The following is a 15,218-nucleotide window of genomic DNA, read 5'->3' as shown; positions in this document are numbered from 1 at the left end:
TGGGCTATCAGGCCAAGGCCGCCGGCGGTTGACAGCGCCTGGACGCGGAACATCTGCCCGGGGAATCCAGCGAGAAGACCAGAAACGCAAAGGCGCATCTCCCCGATGTGTGCGAACCTGTTTGGTTTCCTGCGAAACCAGGGCAGGCAGCGCACAGCCGTGGTAGATGAGCCAAAGCAAAATGGGGAAGCGGGGTTCGCTTCCCCATCCCTATTTTCAAGCCAGAGCGGCGGTCAGCGCAGGTTCTTGCCAATGTCGGCGCCGCTGGGGACCTTTTTGCGCTTGCCGAAGGCCTTGGCGTCGCTGTAGGCGTGGACCACCACGTTGCGGCCGATGACCAGGTTTGGAGGGATGACCGACTGCTTGCCCACCAGGGTGAGCCCGGTGTTGATCTGCTGGGGCATGGCCTCGTTGGGGGTGTTGTCGTCGCCGTCGCCCACCCGGGCGCCGGCCCCCACCACCACCCCTTTGTCGATGATGGCCCGATCCACCACCGCGCCTGCTTCGATGACCGTGTCGTTCAGGATGATGCTGTCTCGCACCACGGCGCCTTCCGCCACGTAGACGCCGGGGGAGAGCACGCTCCGCTCCACCAGACCGTCCACCCGGCAGCCGTTGGAGAGGAGATTGCCGTTGACCTGGGCGTTGGGGCCGATCTTCACCGGCGCCCGCTCCTCGCTGCGGGTGTGGACCACCCACTCTGGGTCGTAGAGATCCAGGGCCGGGTTTTCGGCCAGCAGGCTCATGTTGGCTTCCCAGTAGGCCTGGATCGTGCCCACGTCGGCCCAGTAGCCGGGGAAGGTGTAGGCGTGGATGGCGTAGGAAGCTTGCAACATGCCCGGCAACACGTGGCTGCCGAAGTCGATGTAGTCGCTGTTCTCCAGCACCTCCACCAGCACCTCTTTGCGGAAGATGTAGATCCCCATGGAAGCCAGGGTCTCCCGGGAGCGCTTGGGCTTCTCTTGAAATTCAACGATGCGATTTTCGGCTCCCACAGAGACAATGCCAAAGCGGTGGGTTTCGTAGGGGTTGACCCGCCGCACGGCCACGGTCAGGTCGGCGTTGCTCTGGATGTGCTGGTAGAGCATGGGCCGGTAGTCCATGAGGTAGATGTGATCCCCGGCCAGGATCAGGACATGCTCTTCCTGCTGGAGCTGCACGAAGTCCAGGTTGCGGCGCACCGCGTCCGCGGTGCCCTGTTGCCAGTCCCCATAGGGGCCGCCCCGATAGGGCTGGAGCAGGCGCACGCCGCCGGTGGCCCGGTCCAGGTCCCAGGGCTTGCCGATGCCGATGTGATCGTTCAGGCTACGGGGACGATATTGGGTGAGGACGGCCACATTGTAGATGTCGCTGTTGACACAGTTGCTCAGGGGGAAGTCGATCAGGCGAAACTTACCGCCGAAGGGCACAGCCGGTTCCGCCCGGACTTCCGTCAGCACGCTCAGGCTTTCGCTGGAACCGCCGGCCATGATCATGGCAAAGGCTCGGGTCATGGTACACCTCGCGATGGAGTCGGCTAAATGGTCTTCCCATCCGCGACGATGCCGTCCGCCGGGAAGTCTTTTTCGTCTCGGTTGCTATTGATCAACACATTGCGCCCGATCTGGGCTCCGTCGGGGATATAGGCGCCCTTGCCGATGACCGAAATGCCGGTGTAGAGCTTGTCGGGCATCTGTTCGTTGGGCACCGACTCATCCCCGGTGCCCACCACGGCGCCGGCACCGATCATCACCTGTTTGTCCACCACCACCTTCTCCAGCCGGGCGCCGGGACCAATCCAGGTGTCGTTCATGACCACGCTGTCCTTGACCACGGCGCCAGGGCTGACGTAGACCCCCGGGCTGAGGACGCTGTTGACCACCAGCCCGCGGATGACACAGCCGTTGGAGATCATGCTGCTGACCACCTTGGACTGGGGGCCGAATTTGGCGGCTGGGCGCTCTTCGGATTTGGTGTGGATGGGCCATTTGTCGGTGTAGAGATCCAACGCTGGTTCGGGCTTGAGCAGATCCAGGTTGGTGGCCCAGTAGGAATCCACCGTACCCACGTCCACCCAATAACCTTCATACCGGTAGGCGAAGACCCGGTCACCTTCTGCGATCATGGCCGGAATCACATCTTTGCCGAAGTCGATGCGGGGGTTTTCCGGCCCCCCTTCGCTCAGGCGTCTTTCCAGGGTGTGGGCGTTGAACACATAGATGCCCATGGAGGCCAGGTTGCCTTTATCCCGCTCTTTGGGTTTTTCGTAGAACTGAATGATGCGTTGCTCGTCGTCGGTCTGCATGATGCCAAAGCGGTGGGCCTCTTCGATGGGAACCGGCATCACGGCGATGGTCAAGTCTGCGCCCACAGCCCAGTGGTATTCGATCATGGGCATGTAATTCATCTTGTAGATGTGATCGCCGGAGAGGATCAGGACGGTGTCGGCCCGGTGTTCCCAGATGTAGTCCATGTTCTGGTAGATGGCATCGGCGGTGCCCGCATACCATTGCTGGCCACGGCGCCGCTGGTAAGGCTGCAGCAGACGTACCCCCCCACGGCTGCGGTCCAGATCCCAGGGTTTACCGATGCCGATGTGTTCATTCAGGCTGTGGGGGCGGTACTGGGTCAACACGCCCACCGTATAGATCCCGCTGTTGACGCAGTTGCTGAGGGGGAAGTCGATAATCCGGAACTTGCCCGCGAAGGGCACAGCCGGCTTGGCACGTGCCTCCGACAGAACGGTCAGGCGGGTTCCCTCACCCCCCGCCAGAATCATGGCAATGGTTTTCATGGCGGCCTCTCGAGTAGATGCTGGATGAACAGAGGCAGGTTAGATGCGTCTATATACTAAACCAAATTACGCCAATCATCAACCAGCACAAAAGTGACCTGCCAGGATCGCCCAATGGCCGCGCGCGGTGATGCGCCGGACGCCAACCGATGGTACAATGGCATTCCCAGATACGCCCGTCGGCCCGGGCAGCCCCCGGCAAAAACGCGACGATGGTTTTGCCAGGCTGTACCGGCCCATGGACGGACGAATGGGACATGAAAGACACGATTCAGGAGCAAACCCATGGTGGAGCGGAAGATCCGAGTACTGGTAGCCAAACCGGGGCTGGACGGCCACGATCGGGGCGCGAAGGTGATCGCCCGCGCCCTGCGGGATGCCGGTTTTGAGGTCATCTACACCGGCATTCGCCAGACCCCCCAGATGATCGCGGAAGCAGCCCTGCAGGAAGATGTGGATGTGGTGGGGCTGAGCATCCTCAGCGGCGCCCACATGACCCTCTGCCCCAAGGTGGTGGAACTGCTCCGGGCCCAGGGGCAGGAAGACGTGGTGGTGCTGGTGGGGGGCATCATTCCCGAGGAGGACGTGGAAAAGCTGCGCGCTGCCGGCGTCAGCGCCGTCTTCGGCCCGGGCACACCCACCCAGGCCATTGTGGACTTCATTCACCAGGCCGTGGGCCAGGTGGCCGCCTAGATGGCCCCCGTCAAAGCGCGCCCCTCCCCGGATGTGGCCACGCTGGTGGCAGGAATACGCCAGGGGAATCGCCTCCTCCTGGCCCGGGCCATCAGCCGCATCGAAGATGAAGCGCCAGATGCCCAGGCCCTCCTCCAGGCCCTTTTTCCCCACACGGGCCACGCCCACCTCATCGGCATCACTGGCGCCCCGGGCACGGGAAAATCCACCCTGGTGACCGCCCTGGTCCAGGCCTATCGGGCCCGGGGCCTGACCGTGGCCGTGGTAGCCGTAGACCCCACCAGCCCCTTCAGCGGCGGCGCCCTCCTGGGGGACCGGGTACGGATGCGCGCCCTCAGCGGCGACCCCGGGGTGTTCATCCGTAGCATGGCCACCCGGGGCAACCTGGGTGGTCTGAGCAAGACCACCGGCGACGTGATCACGCTGCTGGACGCCGCTGGCTTCGACCGCATCGTGGTGGAGACGGTGGGCGTGGGCCAGGCGGAGGTGGAAATCGCCACCACGGCCCACACTACCGTGGTGGTGGAAGCCCCCGGCCTGGGCGATGAGGTGCAGGCCATCAAGGCCGGCATCCTGGAAATTGGGGACATCCTGGTGGTGAACAAGGCCGACCTGCCGGGAACCGACCGCACCGTCAAGGCCCTGGAGGCCATGCTGGAGATGGGCCGTGGCGGCACCCGCACGGTGCGCCACCACGGCCATCTGCTCTCCATGGAGCTCCCCGCGGCTTCATCCCCTTCGCCACAGGCGGGCTGGACGGTCACGGTGCTGAAGACGGTGGCCACGACCGGCCACGGCGTGGAGGCGCTGTGCGGCCGGATCGAGGCCCACCGCGACTGGCTGCAGGAGAGCGGCGAGCTGGATGTACGAGAACGGGCGCGCATCGCCCACAGCCTGGAAAATATCGTACGCGCCACCCTGGCGCAACGGATGGCCCGGGAGCTCCCTGCCCAGGCGCTGCAAGATCTGGTGGACACGGTACGCCAGCGCCGCCAGGATCCCTACAGCGCGGCCCAACAGTTGCTGGCGACCCTGACCGGCGCGGCTGTCTCGTCCCAGGAAGCGTAAATTCACCGGAAATCAGAGGGGTCGATGCACTCACTATCTTTGCACTTTATTTTCAGCCACAGATTGCACAGATAACACGGATTACACAGACAACGCCGCGTAGGGCGAGTGCGCATCTGAGGATGCGCACTCCTCAAAGGAATCACCACCGCCACGCGGAGTCGGCCTCTGAGGATGCCGACCCAGTCGCTGCGCAGCCGTTGCCGTCCCTGCACCTGTCCGGATTGGGTGCAACACGTGCGTAGGGCGGGTCTCTGGCCCGCCGTGGGTGGCTGGTTCGACAGCGGGCGGGCACGGCGGCCCGCCCCTACGGGAACGGGCGCCCTTCCGGGCACCACCGTGCGGCTCTGCAAAGATAGTGGCGCAGGTGGAAACCCGTACTACGCCCCCTCAGCTCCCCTGGCCTATTGACACCAGCCCGTGCTAATTGACCGCCTCTTGAATCCGGGCCATGAGCATGGCCTCGGGCACGGCGCCTTCGATGAACTCCTTGTCGTTGATCACCGTGCGGGGCACGCCCATGACATTGTAACGGGCCGACAGGTGGGGGAACTCGATGGCCTCCACCATGTCCGCCTTGACCAGGTCGCTCTCCAGGGCCATCATGTGGGCCAGGCGAACGGCCCGGGGGCAGTAGGGGCAGGTAGGCGTCACGAAGACCTGCAGGTGCAGGGGTTCCGTCAGCTGGGCCAATTTCTGCCGGGTGGCCTCGCTCAGCCCCGACTCCCGCCGGGAAACCATGACGATGTCCTCGATCAGGGTGCTGAACTCATAGCCAGACGGGATGCCATAGAAGCGGATCCCGTAATCCTTGGGGGTGTCCCCATCGGCCAGGATGGCCACCGCCGGGATTTTGTCGATGCCGTAGGCTTCGGCCTGCTCCTTGTCGGCGACGAAGTCGTAGACCTCCACCGTCAACTTGTCGGACAGGGCGGCCACTTCCTCCACCAGCTCCCGGGTTTCCTGGCAATACTGGCATTCCACTTCCTGGGTAAAGACGACCAGCTTGACCTTTCCCTCCAACTGTTCGAATTCCTTGCGAACCTGCTCCTGGATGTCTTCATTCAGTAACGCCATGATCTTCTCCTTCGTCTCTGATGATCTCATGTAGTCTCATGCTTGGGTCGGCATTCGAACCGGGCAGGCTTGCTGTTTCCATGGCCAGCCGATTCACCGCCAACGGTTATCTGGCGCGCCCCAGGATGGGGCACCCTTCTTCTGATTTAGATGCAAATAGTCGTCAAAGGTTACATCGGCCGGGGCCTTGGGGATGAAAATGTCAGAAGGCAGCGACAAAGGGGGCCGTCAGGCAGATGAGCCGATGGACCGGGTGCACCCGCCAGGCTCAATCGCCCAGGCTGTCCAGATGCAGTCGATGGAAGAGGCGTTGCCGGGCTCCATCAGGCAGACCAGGGGCCGGCAGGACTCGATACAGGGTAACGGTGCGGGCCAGGGTATCCACCACCACCTGACAGTCGGGGCAATCTTGCAGATGCCGTTCCAGTTCCGCGCAGAGCTCCTGCGCCAACTCCCCGTCCAGGTAAGCGGACAGTTCGCCCAGCCATTGCCGACAGCGACGCTCATCCATGGGTGTCTCCTTTCTGGGGCCGTTCGGCGAAATACGCCGACAGACGCTCCCGCAGCTGCAGGCGGGCCCGATGTAATCGGACCTTCACTGCGCTCTCCGAGATGCCTAACACCTCCGCCACCTCCCCGGTGGACAGCCCTTCCAGATCTCGCCAGATGAAGACCAACCGCAGCTTGGGCGGAAGCTGGCCGATGGCCTCTTCCATCACCTGACGCAGCTCGGCATCCAGCAGGAGGGCGTCGGGATCGTACGACCAGTCCACCAACGTGGGCGGAAAGAGATCTTCTGCTTCGCCATCCGAGCCATCGGCCGCGACGTCCACCGAAAAGTGCAGGGGCTCCGCCGCGTCCCGCCGGCGCTGCATCAGGCAGAGGTTCGAGGCGATTCGGTAGAGCCAGGTGGAAAGACGAGAGCGCCCTTCGAAGCGGGGCAAAGCCTGGATGGCCTTCAGGAACGTCTCCTGCAACGTCTCTTCGGCATCCTGGGGGTTGCCACACATGCGCAGGGCCACGTGGTAGATCCGCTGCTGGTGAGCCTCCACGATGGCGGCCAGGGCAGCCGGATCGCCCTGCTGGGCCCGCGCCACCAGTTGTTGTTCCTGCACCTGCTCGCTGGCATCCATGGCTTATCCTTCTCCCCTGCAAAAGCTGGCTTATTCGTTGGGCGCCCATTTCCTGGGCCACCGTTGCCAGACCATGGTCCCGCCCCAAATGGGACGCCTTTCACTCGACTTCCCGGCAGAGTGGTGGTAATGTACCCCATTATAGGCCTGATCCCCGGGCCAGTACAGTCGGGCATTCATTCGCCCCAGGGATCAGCTTTCCGGCGGGACAGGGGTGCCCGTGCCACCGCCACACGAGGACATAGACCCCACGTCTGCCGGAATTCATCAGACGAATCCATGCCACGCCAGAGGAGCATACAGATGACCCAACGGATCGCCATCATCGGCAATGGGCCGGCCGGCATCGAAGCGGCCACAGTTGCCGCCCGGGCCGGCGCCCAGGTCACCCTGATCGGCGAAGGCCCTGTGGGCGGTCGCGCCGGCTGGCACAGCCTGACGCCCAGCAAGGTCTGGCTGACGGCGGCAGACACCTACGGCCTGTTCCAGGAGGCCGCCCAACTGGGTACAGTGGTGACGGGCGCCCGGCCCGATCCCCAGGCCGTGTTGGCCCGCATCCGCGCTGTCACAGCCGCGTGGAACGAGCAGCAGGCGGCCAGCCTGCGCCGGCTGGGCGTGGAGCTGCTCAACGGTGTCGCGGCCTTCAGCGGCCCCCATTCCCTCACAGTGCAAGCCCAGGATTTCACCCACACCGTCCACGCCGATGCCGTCATCGTCGCCACCGGATCGGTGCCTCGCTTTCCGCCGGGGATGCAGCCCGACGGGGAGCGGATCCTCGCGCCCCGCTTTGCCAGCCATCTGGCCCAACTGCCGCCGGACGTGGTGGTGGTCGGCGGCGGCGCCACCGGCACCGAGTTCGCCTATCTCTTCAACCGCCTGGGCCTTCGGGTGACCTGGGTCCTGGATCAGGCCGGCATCCTGCCCCGCTTTGCGCCTGATGTGGGCCGCTTCCTGGCAGATGTCATGGCCCGCCGCGGGGTGGACCTGGCCATTGGTCAGCCCGCCACAGCCATTGAACGAAACGAGGCCGGCATCACAGTGATCACCCGGGATGGGGGCCGCCATACCGGCAGCATGGCCTTCCTGGCCATCGGCCGCACGCCCGACCTGGCGCGCCTGGCCCTGGACGCGGCGGGGCTTTCCCCAGGCCCGGGCGGTGGACTGGAGACCGACGCCTACGGCCAGACCAGGGTACCGGGCATCTACGCGGTGGGCGATGCCACGGGCGCGCCCATGCTGGCCAACCGGGCCACGGCCCAGGCCCGTATCGCGGCTCGACATGCCCTGGGCCTCCCCACGCCTCCCTTCCGGCCAGAGACGGTCGTCCATGCGGTTTACTGCGAACCCCAGGTGGCCCAGGTGGGCACCCTTCAGACAGCCAGCAACCAGCTCCTGACGGTACGGTTGCCCTTCACCGCGGGCCTGAAGGGGCATCTGCTGGCCGAGGGCGACGGCTTCGTAGAGCTGGCCTACGACAAACACGACCGCCGGGTGGTGGGCGGTGTGGCGGTGGGCCCCCACGCGGCCGACGTGCTGGCCCCAGTGGCCCTGGCCATCGCCTGGGGGGCGACGGTGGAGCAACTGGCCGAGGTTGCCGGCGCCCACCCCACCGTGAGCGAGCTGGCTTTCCTGGCGGCCCAGGAGGCAGGCCCCTGGGTACGTCGCAGCCAGCCGTAGGGGCTGGCTGGCAGCCCACCCGGCGTTGCCAGGCCCGGAAGGGCACCGATTTCGGCAGGTGCGGTCTCTGGCCACACGGCTTTGCCAGTTCACGAAAGGGCAGCGGTTCACCGGGGGCGGCCCTTCGTGCCCACCCGGTGTCGCCGGATCCGTGGGAATGAAAGGGGGCGACAAAGCGCAGCGACGCGCTGCGCCTACGAAGGGGCGGCGGTTTTCTGGTTGGCAATCAACAACTGCCGCAATTCGCCGTAGTCGATCTTGGCGTTGTGGCGTCGATCCACCGGCAGCCGGGGCAAAACCCAGATCTTGTCGATCCGATCCCGACCTACCTGGGCGTGGATCTGTTGCAACAGGGTCGGGGTCGGTGGGCCGTCCAGCTCCAAAGCCAGCAGACGCTGGCCCGCATGGGCAACCAGCGCCGCCCGACGGACCTGGGGAAAGGCCTGGGCTGGGGCCTCCACCGACAGGGGATAAAGGACACCCCGGGCATCGGCCACCCGGGCCGCGCATCGGCCCAACAGCCAGAGGCGCCCTTCATGGTCCAGATAGCCCGCATCCCCCGTCCGGTGCCAGATGGTCTCGCCTACCCGGATCTTGGTCTCCGCATCCCCCTGGCCATGGAGGTAGCCGGTCAAGACATAGCGGCCGCTGACCACAATTTCGCCCGGGACGCCCGGCGGCAGGGTCAGCTCCTCGAATTCCGCCGGGCTGAGGCTACCCCAGGGAGTGCCCCATCGATCCGGGAGGATGCGCACACAAATCTCTGGAACCGGGCGGCCTGCCAACAGGCCGGCCCCGGCCTGCATCTGGTGAATATCGTCTTCGTCCAGCTCGTGGTAGTGGATTGCGGCGATGGGCTCGGCCTCGGTGGCGCCGTAGACCGCGGTCACCGTGGCCTGGGGCGCTACCGCCTGGACCCGGGCCATGAGTTGAGGGAAAACCGGAGCGCCGCCGCTGAAGACCCGGGTGAGGCCAGGCAGGATGCGCCCCTGGGCCTCACAGGCGCGGACCACCCCATCCACCAGGGTGGGGGATCCCTCCAGGCAGGTGACCCTGTGGCGCTCCATCTGGGCTACCAGGCCCGGGCCGTCCACGCGCCCTGGGCTGCGCAGGTTGACCCGGGGCAGGAGGGTCGAAGCGCCGGCAGCCAGGTGCGACAGCACGAAGAGGGGCAGCGTGGTCAATACCCGGTCGTCGGGCGTCAGGCCCAGAGTTCTCTCCAGGGCCAGGTGCTGCTGTAGCAGGATTCCATGGGTGCGCACGGTGGCCTTGGGCTGGCCGGTGGTCCCGCTGGTGAAGGTCACCAGGGCGGGCGTATCTGGCGAACAGGGGGCCATCCAGGACGAAGGGGCACAGGAACGCCAGCGCCGCCAGGGGATGGCTCCCGGGGCGCCCAGGCCGGTGGCGAACTTGACGGGGATACGTCGCAGGGCCGGCGTCGTCAGCCGCAGGAGGTGGGCCTTGGGCGTGGCCAACAGGGCCTTGGGCGGGAGGAGCTGACAGCAGCGGGCGATGTGCTCGGTGCCCTGGGCTGGATCCACAAACATGGCCACCAGGCCCATCCGCAAGACCGCGGCCAAGGCGGCGTACAGCTCCACGCCCAGGGGATGAAAGATGAGGATCACATCTCCGGCCTGCAGCCCTTCCCGGGCCAGCAGGGACGCGCCCCGGCGTCCCCATTCATCCAGCTGGGCAAAGCGGACCTGGCGGAGCCTGCCACGGGTGAGATCCAACAGGGCGATGGCTTGTGGGCGATGTCGAGCCTGTTGGCTCAGCAGCTCTGCCAGATTCATGATCGATGTCAATGCCCGATTTCATTGCAGAAACCACAGGCGTATCTTTTTTTAGCCACAGATTTCACAGATGACTTCCCGCCCCATCTTTACAGATTCGATCCACAGATTTCACAACTATCCACGGCGGTGCTCGGCAGGACCCCTGTTCCCGCGGGAGCGGGTCTCCCCGCCTGCCCGCCGTCGCCCCATCCCGGCAGGTGAAGGAATGGCGACGCCTGCCCAGCTACGAGCTGCGCCTACGGCGAGATGCCCGTTCCCGTAGGGGCGGGGCTTACCCCGCCCGGTGTCACCCCCCGCGCAAGGGTACCGGTTTGCCGTAGGGGCGGGCCCCCGTGCCCGCCCGCCGTCGCCACATCCCGACGGGTGAAGGGACAGCGACACCTCGCAGCTACGAGCTGCGCCTACGACGGGATGCCCGTTCCCGTAGGGGCGGGGCTTGCCCCGCCCGGTGTCACCCCCCGCGCAAGGGTACCGGTTTGCCGTAGGGGCGGGCCCCCGTGCCCGCCCGCCGTCGCCACATCCCGACGGGTGAAGGGACAGCGACGGCTGCGCAGTTACGAGCTGCGCCTGCGACGGGACGGCCATTGTGGATTGCGTCTGTAAATTGAAAAGGTGCAAAGATAGTATAACAATACGGCGAAAGAGACCATCTGGCAAATGAGAGCCGCCAAAAAGAAACCCTGACCCCGCCCTCCTAGGGCAAGCGGTCAGGGCTTCTCGCGTCGAAAACTGCGTCGAAAGAGGTGGGCTGGCGTCAGTTGCCGCCCAACGCCAGCCGGGTGGGCATTAAGATTGATGCTTCTGGGATCGCTCCACGTAGAACAGCTCATAACCGGCCAGGATCAACAGGATCGCGCCCAGGATCACCGTGGTCCACAGGGCCGAGGTCATGGCGCTGAAGCCCAACGCAAAGGGAGCGATGATGGCCAACAGGCCCGCTACGCCAGCGACCCAATACTCCCACTTGGCCTTTTCTTTGTCGATGGCTTCATACAGGGAGGCCAACAGTACAATCACGCCCAGGACCACGCTGGTCCACATGGCACCGGGATGTTCCCGATAGCCCAACGCAAAAGGCGCAACCGCGAGCAACAAGCCAAGAATACCCGTTACCCAGTACATAGCCTGCCTCCTTCTGTGCTAATTGGTCAACACCAACCAACACATACGAACGCGTGCAGGGCCTGCCTGGCTCCTACACCGATTCTGCTTTCCAGTATGGCAGCGGGATGTTTGTGGAACGCTAGCAGAATATCAGAAAAATGTATGAATTCTCCCATTGGAAGGCCGCCCGGGCAGCTGAGCGCCTCTACCTGGGGCGGCGGGTATGATATACTACCCACCAAGGCGGCCGTTGGCGCCCGGGAAACAATGACAGCCCCTCGGACGGAAGGTGGTGGCGCCAGTGCCCACAGGCTCCGCGGCCCATGAGCCGCCACCCGGAACAGAAATGCCGGAACACCTGCCCATGAACGAACAGCAGCAGCTCCAACAACATCATCGGGAGCTCTCCATCCTCAACCACATCGCCCAGGCCCTGAACCGGGAAGTAGACCTGGACCGGGCCCTGCAGGTGGTGCTGGGCCTGGTGGCCGAGCTGTTCGGGTTGCGCACCGGCTGGGTCTTCCTGGTGCATCCGGAAACCGGCAACACCTATCTGGCAGCCACCCACAACTTGCCCCCAGGCCTGGCCCATGAGCCGGAGCGGATGGCCGGTGGCTGCTACTGCCTGGACACCTACCTGGCGGGAGACCTGGAGGGCGCAGCCAACGTGAACATCATCACCTGCAGCCGCCTGAAAAAGCTTATGGCCGGCACCGATGGCCTGCGCTTCCATGCCAGCATCCCCCTCTATGCCCAGGAGACCCGGCTGGGGGTGCTCAACGTGGCCAGCACAGACTGGCGAAAGCTCTCTGCGGACGATCTGCGCCTGTTGTACACCGTGGGGGACATGCTCAGCATCGCCATCGCCCGGGCTCATCTTTTCGCCCGCAGCACCCAATTGGGCGCAGTGGAAGAACGCAACCGCCTGGCCCGGGAGATCCACGACACCCTGGCCCAGGGACTGTCGGCCATCGCCCTTCAGCTGGAAACAGCCGACGCCCTGCTGGAACGGGCCGACCGCCAGGACGCAGCGCTGCAACAGGTCCAACGCTGTGTCCAGAAGGCGCTGCAAATGGCCCGCCACAATCTGGAGGAAGCGCGCCGCTCGGTGCTGGACCTGCGCGCGGCGCCGCTCCAGGGGCGTACCCTGGCCCAGGCCATCGCCCACCTGATCCAGGAGAGCGCCCTGGGCCCAGAGGTGGACTGCGACTTTGTACTGGTGGGCGACGACCGTCCACTGCCGGTTCACCTGGAGGTGGGGCTCTACCGCATGGCCCAGGAGGCGTTGAACAACATCCAGCGCCACGCCGGGGCCTGCCACGTCCGCCTCACCCTGACCCTCACGCCCGCCAGCGTCAGCCTGGCCATCGAGGACAACGGCCAGGGATTCGACCCGGCGGAGATCCCGGAGGGGCGCTTTGGCCTGGTCGGCCTCAACGAGCGGGCCCGGCTCCTGGGCGGCGAGCTACGCCTGGAGAGTAGCCCGGGCGAGGGCACGGCCATCACCGTCTGCGTGCCCTTGCCGGCTCGCTAAGCCGGCAGGCTGATGTCGCCATCTCCCAGGATTTCACCGCGCCGGATTTCACTGCCGAATTGCACTGCACCGGGGGGAGGAATGCCCTACACGCTACGTTTGACCGATGGTGGCTACATGCGCCGCCATGATGTGCACAACATTATCCAGTACCTGGTGGCCGCCCAGTGCGTCCAGGTAGTCGGCTTCAGCAACGTGGGCAAGTCGGCCCTGCTTCGCCTGCTGGCCCAGCCCGACGTCTGGATCCAGGAGCTGGGAGAGGCGGGACAGACCTACCTGCCCGTCTACATCGACTGTAACCGGATGCTAGGGATGAGCGACCAGGGCTTCTATGAACTGGTTTTGCGCTGCCTCCAGGAAAGTTCACCCCACTTTGCATCCCTGCCGGAGCTGGTGGAAGCCTACGAAACCCTGGTGGCGCCAGCCAGCGACTTCCAGATCCCCCTGAGCTTCAACCGGGGGATCACCGCAGCCCTGCAAAGCGTCACAGGCCGACTCATCCTCTTCCTAGACGAATTCGACGAGCCCTTTTCCCAGATCGATTCCCGGGTCTTCCTGAACATGCGGGCGCTCAAAGATCGCCACGGCCCCCAACTGGTCTACGTGACGGCAACGGGCAATCCCCTGATCCAGCTCCGGGGCGAAAACCACTGTGCCGAGTTCTGTGAGCTCTTTCTGCCCCGGGTCTGGCACCTGGCTCCCCTGACCCGCAGCGATGTGGAACGGCTGGTCCGACGGTACATGGAGGCCTTCGAGGCGGACTTCATCGCGGCGGACCTGGACTTCATCTACGAGTGGTCCGGCGGGCATCCGCCGCTGGTGGAAGGCATCTGCCGCCTGCTGGATGCGGCCTTGCCGGCCGCGCAGGCCGACCCGGCCAACCCCGCCGACCGCTGGTCCCTCCATCGGCAGGTGGCCCGGCAGATGCGCAGCAACGAGGATCTGCAACTGGAATGCGCCAAGATCTGGGATGAGCGCTCGCCGGAGGAACAGGCGGAGATGCTGGGCCTCTTCCAGGCCGACCACGAGCCTAACGCCGCCATCCTGGCCGACCTGGCCCGGCGTCACATCCTGCTGCCGGTGGAGGGGAAGTATCAGTTCTTCAGCCGACTCCTGGCTGATTTTGTCCAGCGCAAAGTCCTCCAGGAACGGTCCTCCGCCACCAGCCTCTGGCTGGACGCAGAGCGGGGCGAAGTATTCCTGGGCGACCGGCCGGTGGAGACCCTCACCAACCTGGAATATCGGTTGATGTTGTTGCTCTTCCAGAATGCGGAAAAGATCGTGGATAAGTACCAGATCGTGACCCACGTCTGGGGAGAGAGCTACATCGACGAGGTGGACGACGCCCGCATCGAGAAGCTGGTCAGCCGGCTTCGTCAGAAGATTGAGCCCGACCCCAGCAGCCCCCGCTTTCTCACCACCATCCGCGGCCGGGGATACCGCCTCCTGCCTGACGGCAACGAGCGATAGAGCCGGGGGCATTGTGCATCTTTGCACGAGTGGAATTTGGGCAGGCTTGAGAAAGCGGCTATACTATTACAGCGTTTATTCGGTACAGCTTTCATTGCGTATCATCCAGAAGGCGTCAGCGCATCCGGAAGCGGATCTCAATCACCGGCGAGGAGGAGTACCATGGCGGAAGTGGCCGAAGCAACCCTGGCTTCCACAGCGGTGTCCGCAGACACTGCCCGGGATGAGGAAGTCGTGGCAGAAGCAGAAACTGCGGCAGGCGAGGAAGCCCAGCCGGAAGCGTCCCGCGACATTGTCTTCTATGGCACCCAACGCAACATGGCCATGGGGGTAGCCATGCTGGTCGCGGGGGCCCTGGCTTTCAGCATGGGCATGACCCATGTCTTCTTTGCCGAGGCCATCGCCTGGACCTTTGTCCTCTGGGGCATTCTCCTCATTTACGGCGATCTGCTGGACATTTACGAAACCTATCGAGTAACCGAGGACGCCCTGGTCATCTACAACCCGCTGCGGCCATGGGGCTTGAAAAAGGTCTGGGACTGGGGGCACATCCACCGGCTGGACATTGTGGTCCGCCGCCCGGACGCCCGCTACGAAGACGCCATGCTGCAGGTCTACTACACGCCCGAAGGCGAGCTGACCCTGGAGCGGGAAGATCGGGCCTATGACCCGGAGCTGGCCCGGCTCATCATCGAGCGAGCTGGCCTCCAGCCGGCGGACAGCGGCAACCCCACTGACCTGACCCAGCTACCGGTCGGCCGTACCGGCACCTACACCTGGAAGAAATAGGCACCCCCGGACAAGCATCCCCAACGACCAAGCAAGTCCAAACAGGTTGCGGCGTAACCATGCCGCAACCTGTTTCTATTGGCGCACCCATGACCGACTCCCCT

General features: G+C 64.8%; 13 protein-coding genes. 6 read left to right on the top strand and 7 right to left on the bottom strand.

Annotation, left to right across the window (positions count from 1 at the left end; translation table 11 throughout):
• Positions 1 to 233: 233 nt before the first annotated feature.
• Positions 234 to 1,493, bottom strand: coding sequence for a glucose-1-phosphate adenylyltransferase subunit GlgD (gene glgD, locus FKZ61_RS15075; RefSeq protein ID WP_170199783.1), 1,260 nt, complete (start codon positions 1,491 to 1,493; stop codon positions 234 to 236).
• 23 nt (positions 1,494 to 1,516) lie between these two features.
• Positions 1,517 to 2,773, bottom strand: a complete 1,257-nt coding sequence (locus tag FKZ61_RS15070; protein WP_141610951.1) for a glucose-1-phosphate adenylyltransferase — start codon at positions 2,771 to 2,773, stop codon at positions 1,517 to 1,519.
• Positions 2,774 to 3,058: 285 nt separating this feature from the next.
• Here FKZ61_RS15070 and FKZ61_RS15065 point away from each other — a divergent pair, with 285 nt between their 5' ends.
• Together FKZ61_RS15065 and meaB are read left to right on the top strand one after the other, a co-directional pair.
• Positions 3,059 to 3,466: a cobalamin B12-binding domain-containing protein gene (locus FKZ61_RS15065; protein ID WP_211358577.1), complete on the top strand. Its 408-nt coding sequence runs from the start codon at positions 3,059 to 3,061 to the stop codon at positions 3,464 to 3,466.
• Complete coding sequence (gene meaB, locus FKZ61_RS15060) at positions 3,467 to 4,534, top strand: methylmalonyl Co-A mutase-associated GTPase MeaB (RefSeq protein ID WP_141610950.1); 1,068 nt, start codon at positions 3,467 to 3,469, stop codon at positions 4,532 to 4,534. It begins immediately after the preceding gene.
• A 423-nt stretch (positions 4,535 to 4,957) separates the two neighbouring features.
• Here meaB and pdo read toward each other — a convergent pair whose 3' ends face one another.
• The 3 genes from pdo to FKZ61_RS15045 form a co-directional block, all read right to left on the bottom strand.
• Positions 4,958 to 5,611: a protein disulfide oxidoreductase gene (gene pdo / locus FKZ61_RS15055; protein WP_141610949.1), complete on the bottom strand. Its 654-nt coding sequence runs from the start codon at positions 5,609 to 5,611 to the stop codon at positions 4,958 to 4,960.
• Between the two features lie 268 nt (positions 5,612 to 5,879).
• A complete protein-coding gene (locus tag FKZ61_RS15050; RefSeq protein ID WP_141610948.1) occupies positions 5,880 to 6,122 on the bottom strand; it encodes an anti-sigma factor family protein in 243 nt (80 codons plus the stop codon).
• Positions 6,115 to 6,744 carry an RNA polymerase sigma factor gene (locus tag FKZ61_RS15045; RefSeq protein ID WP_141610947.1) on the bottom strand — a complete coding sequence of 210 codons (630 nt, stop codon included), beginning with the start codon at positions 6,742 to 6,744 and terminating at the stop codon, positions 6,115 to 6,117. The genes FKZ61_RS15050 and FKZ61_RS15045 overlap by 8 nt, the downstream gene beginning before the upstream one ends.
• Positions 6,745 to 7,047: 303 nt before the next feature.
• On the opposite strand from FKZ61_RS15045, the gene FKZ61_RS15040 reads away from it, so the two are divergent.
• Complete coding sequence (locus tag FKZ61_RS15040; RefSeq protein ID WP_141610946.1) at positions 7,048 to 8,421, top strand: dihydrolipoyl dehydrogenase family protein; 1,374 nt, start codon at positions 7,048 to 7,050, stop codon at positions 8,419 to 8,421.
• A gap of 194 nt (positions 8,422 to 8,615) precedes the next feature.
• Here the strand turns inward: FKZ61_RS15040 and FKZ61_RS15035 are convergent, their stop codons facing one another.
• Together FKZ61_RS15035 and FKZ61_RS15030 are read right to left on the bottom strand one after the other, a co-directional pair.
• Positions 8,616 to 10,214, bottom strand: a complete 1,599-nt coding sequence (locus FKZ61_RS15035; RefSeq protein WP_141610945.1) for an AMP-binding protein — start codon at positions 10,212 to 10,214, stop codon at positions 8,616 to 8,618.
• Between the two features lie 789 nt (positions 10,215 to 11,003).
• The gene (locus FKZ61_RS15030) at positions 11,004 to 11,339 is read right to left on the bottom strand and encodes an SPW repeat protein (RefSeq protein WP_141610944.1); all 336 of its coding nucleotides are present in this window, start codon (positions 11,337 to 11,339) and stop codon (positions 11,004 to 11,006) included.
• A 346-nt stretch (positions 11,340 to 11,685) separates the two neighbouring features.
• Here FKZ61_RS15030 and FKZ61_RS15025 point away from each other — a divergent pair, with 346 nt between their 5' ends.
• From FKZ61_RS15025 to FKZ61_RS15015, 3 genes are all read left to right on the top strand, one after another.
• Positions 11,686 to 12,855, top strand: a complete 1,170-nt coding sequence (locus tag FKZ61_RS15025; protein ID WP_170199781.1) for a GAF domain-containing sensor histidine kinase — start codon at positions 11,686 to 11,688, stop codon at positions 12,853 to 12,855.
• A gap of 81 nt (positions 12,856 to 12,936) precedes the next feature.
• On the top strand, positions 12,937 to 14,325 hold the full coding sequence (locus FKZ61_RS15020) for a winged helix-turn-helix domain-containing protein (RefSeq protein ID WP_141610942.1): 1,389 nt from the start codon (positions 12,937 to 12,939) through the stop codon (positions 14,323 to 14,325).
• A 162-nt stretch (positions 14,326 to 14,487) separates the two neighbouring features.
• A complete protein-coding gene (locus tag FKZ61_RS15015) occupies positions 14,488 to 15,114 on the top strand; it encodes a hypothetical protein (RefSeq protein WP_141610941.1) in 627 nt (208 codons plus the stop codon).
• Positions 15,115 to 15,218 lie beyond the last annotated feature (104 nt).

This window comes from Litorilinea aerophila (assembly GCF_006569185.2).
GTDB classification, from domain to species: domain Bacteria; phylum Chloroflexota; class Anaerolineae; order Caldilineales; family Caldilineaceae; genus Litorilinea; species Litorilinea aerophila.
The sequence above is the reverse complement of the archived record's forward strand: the minus strand, read 5'-3'. Positions and strand labels throughout refer to the sequence as shown.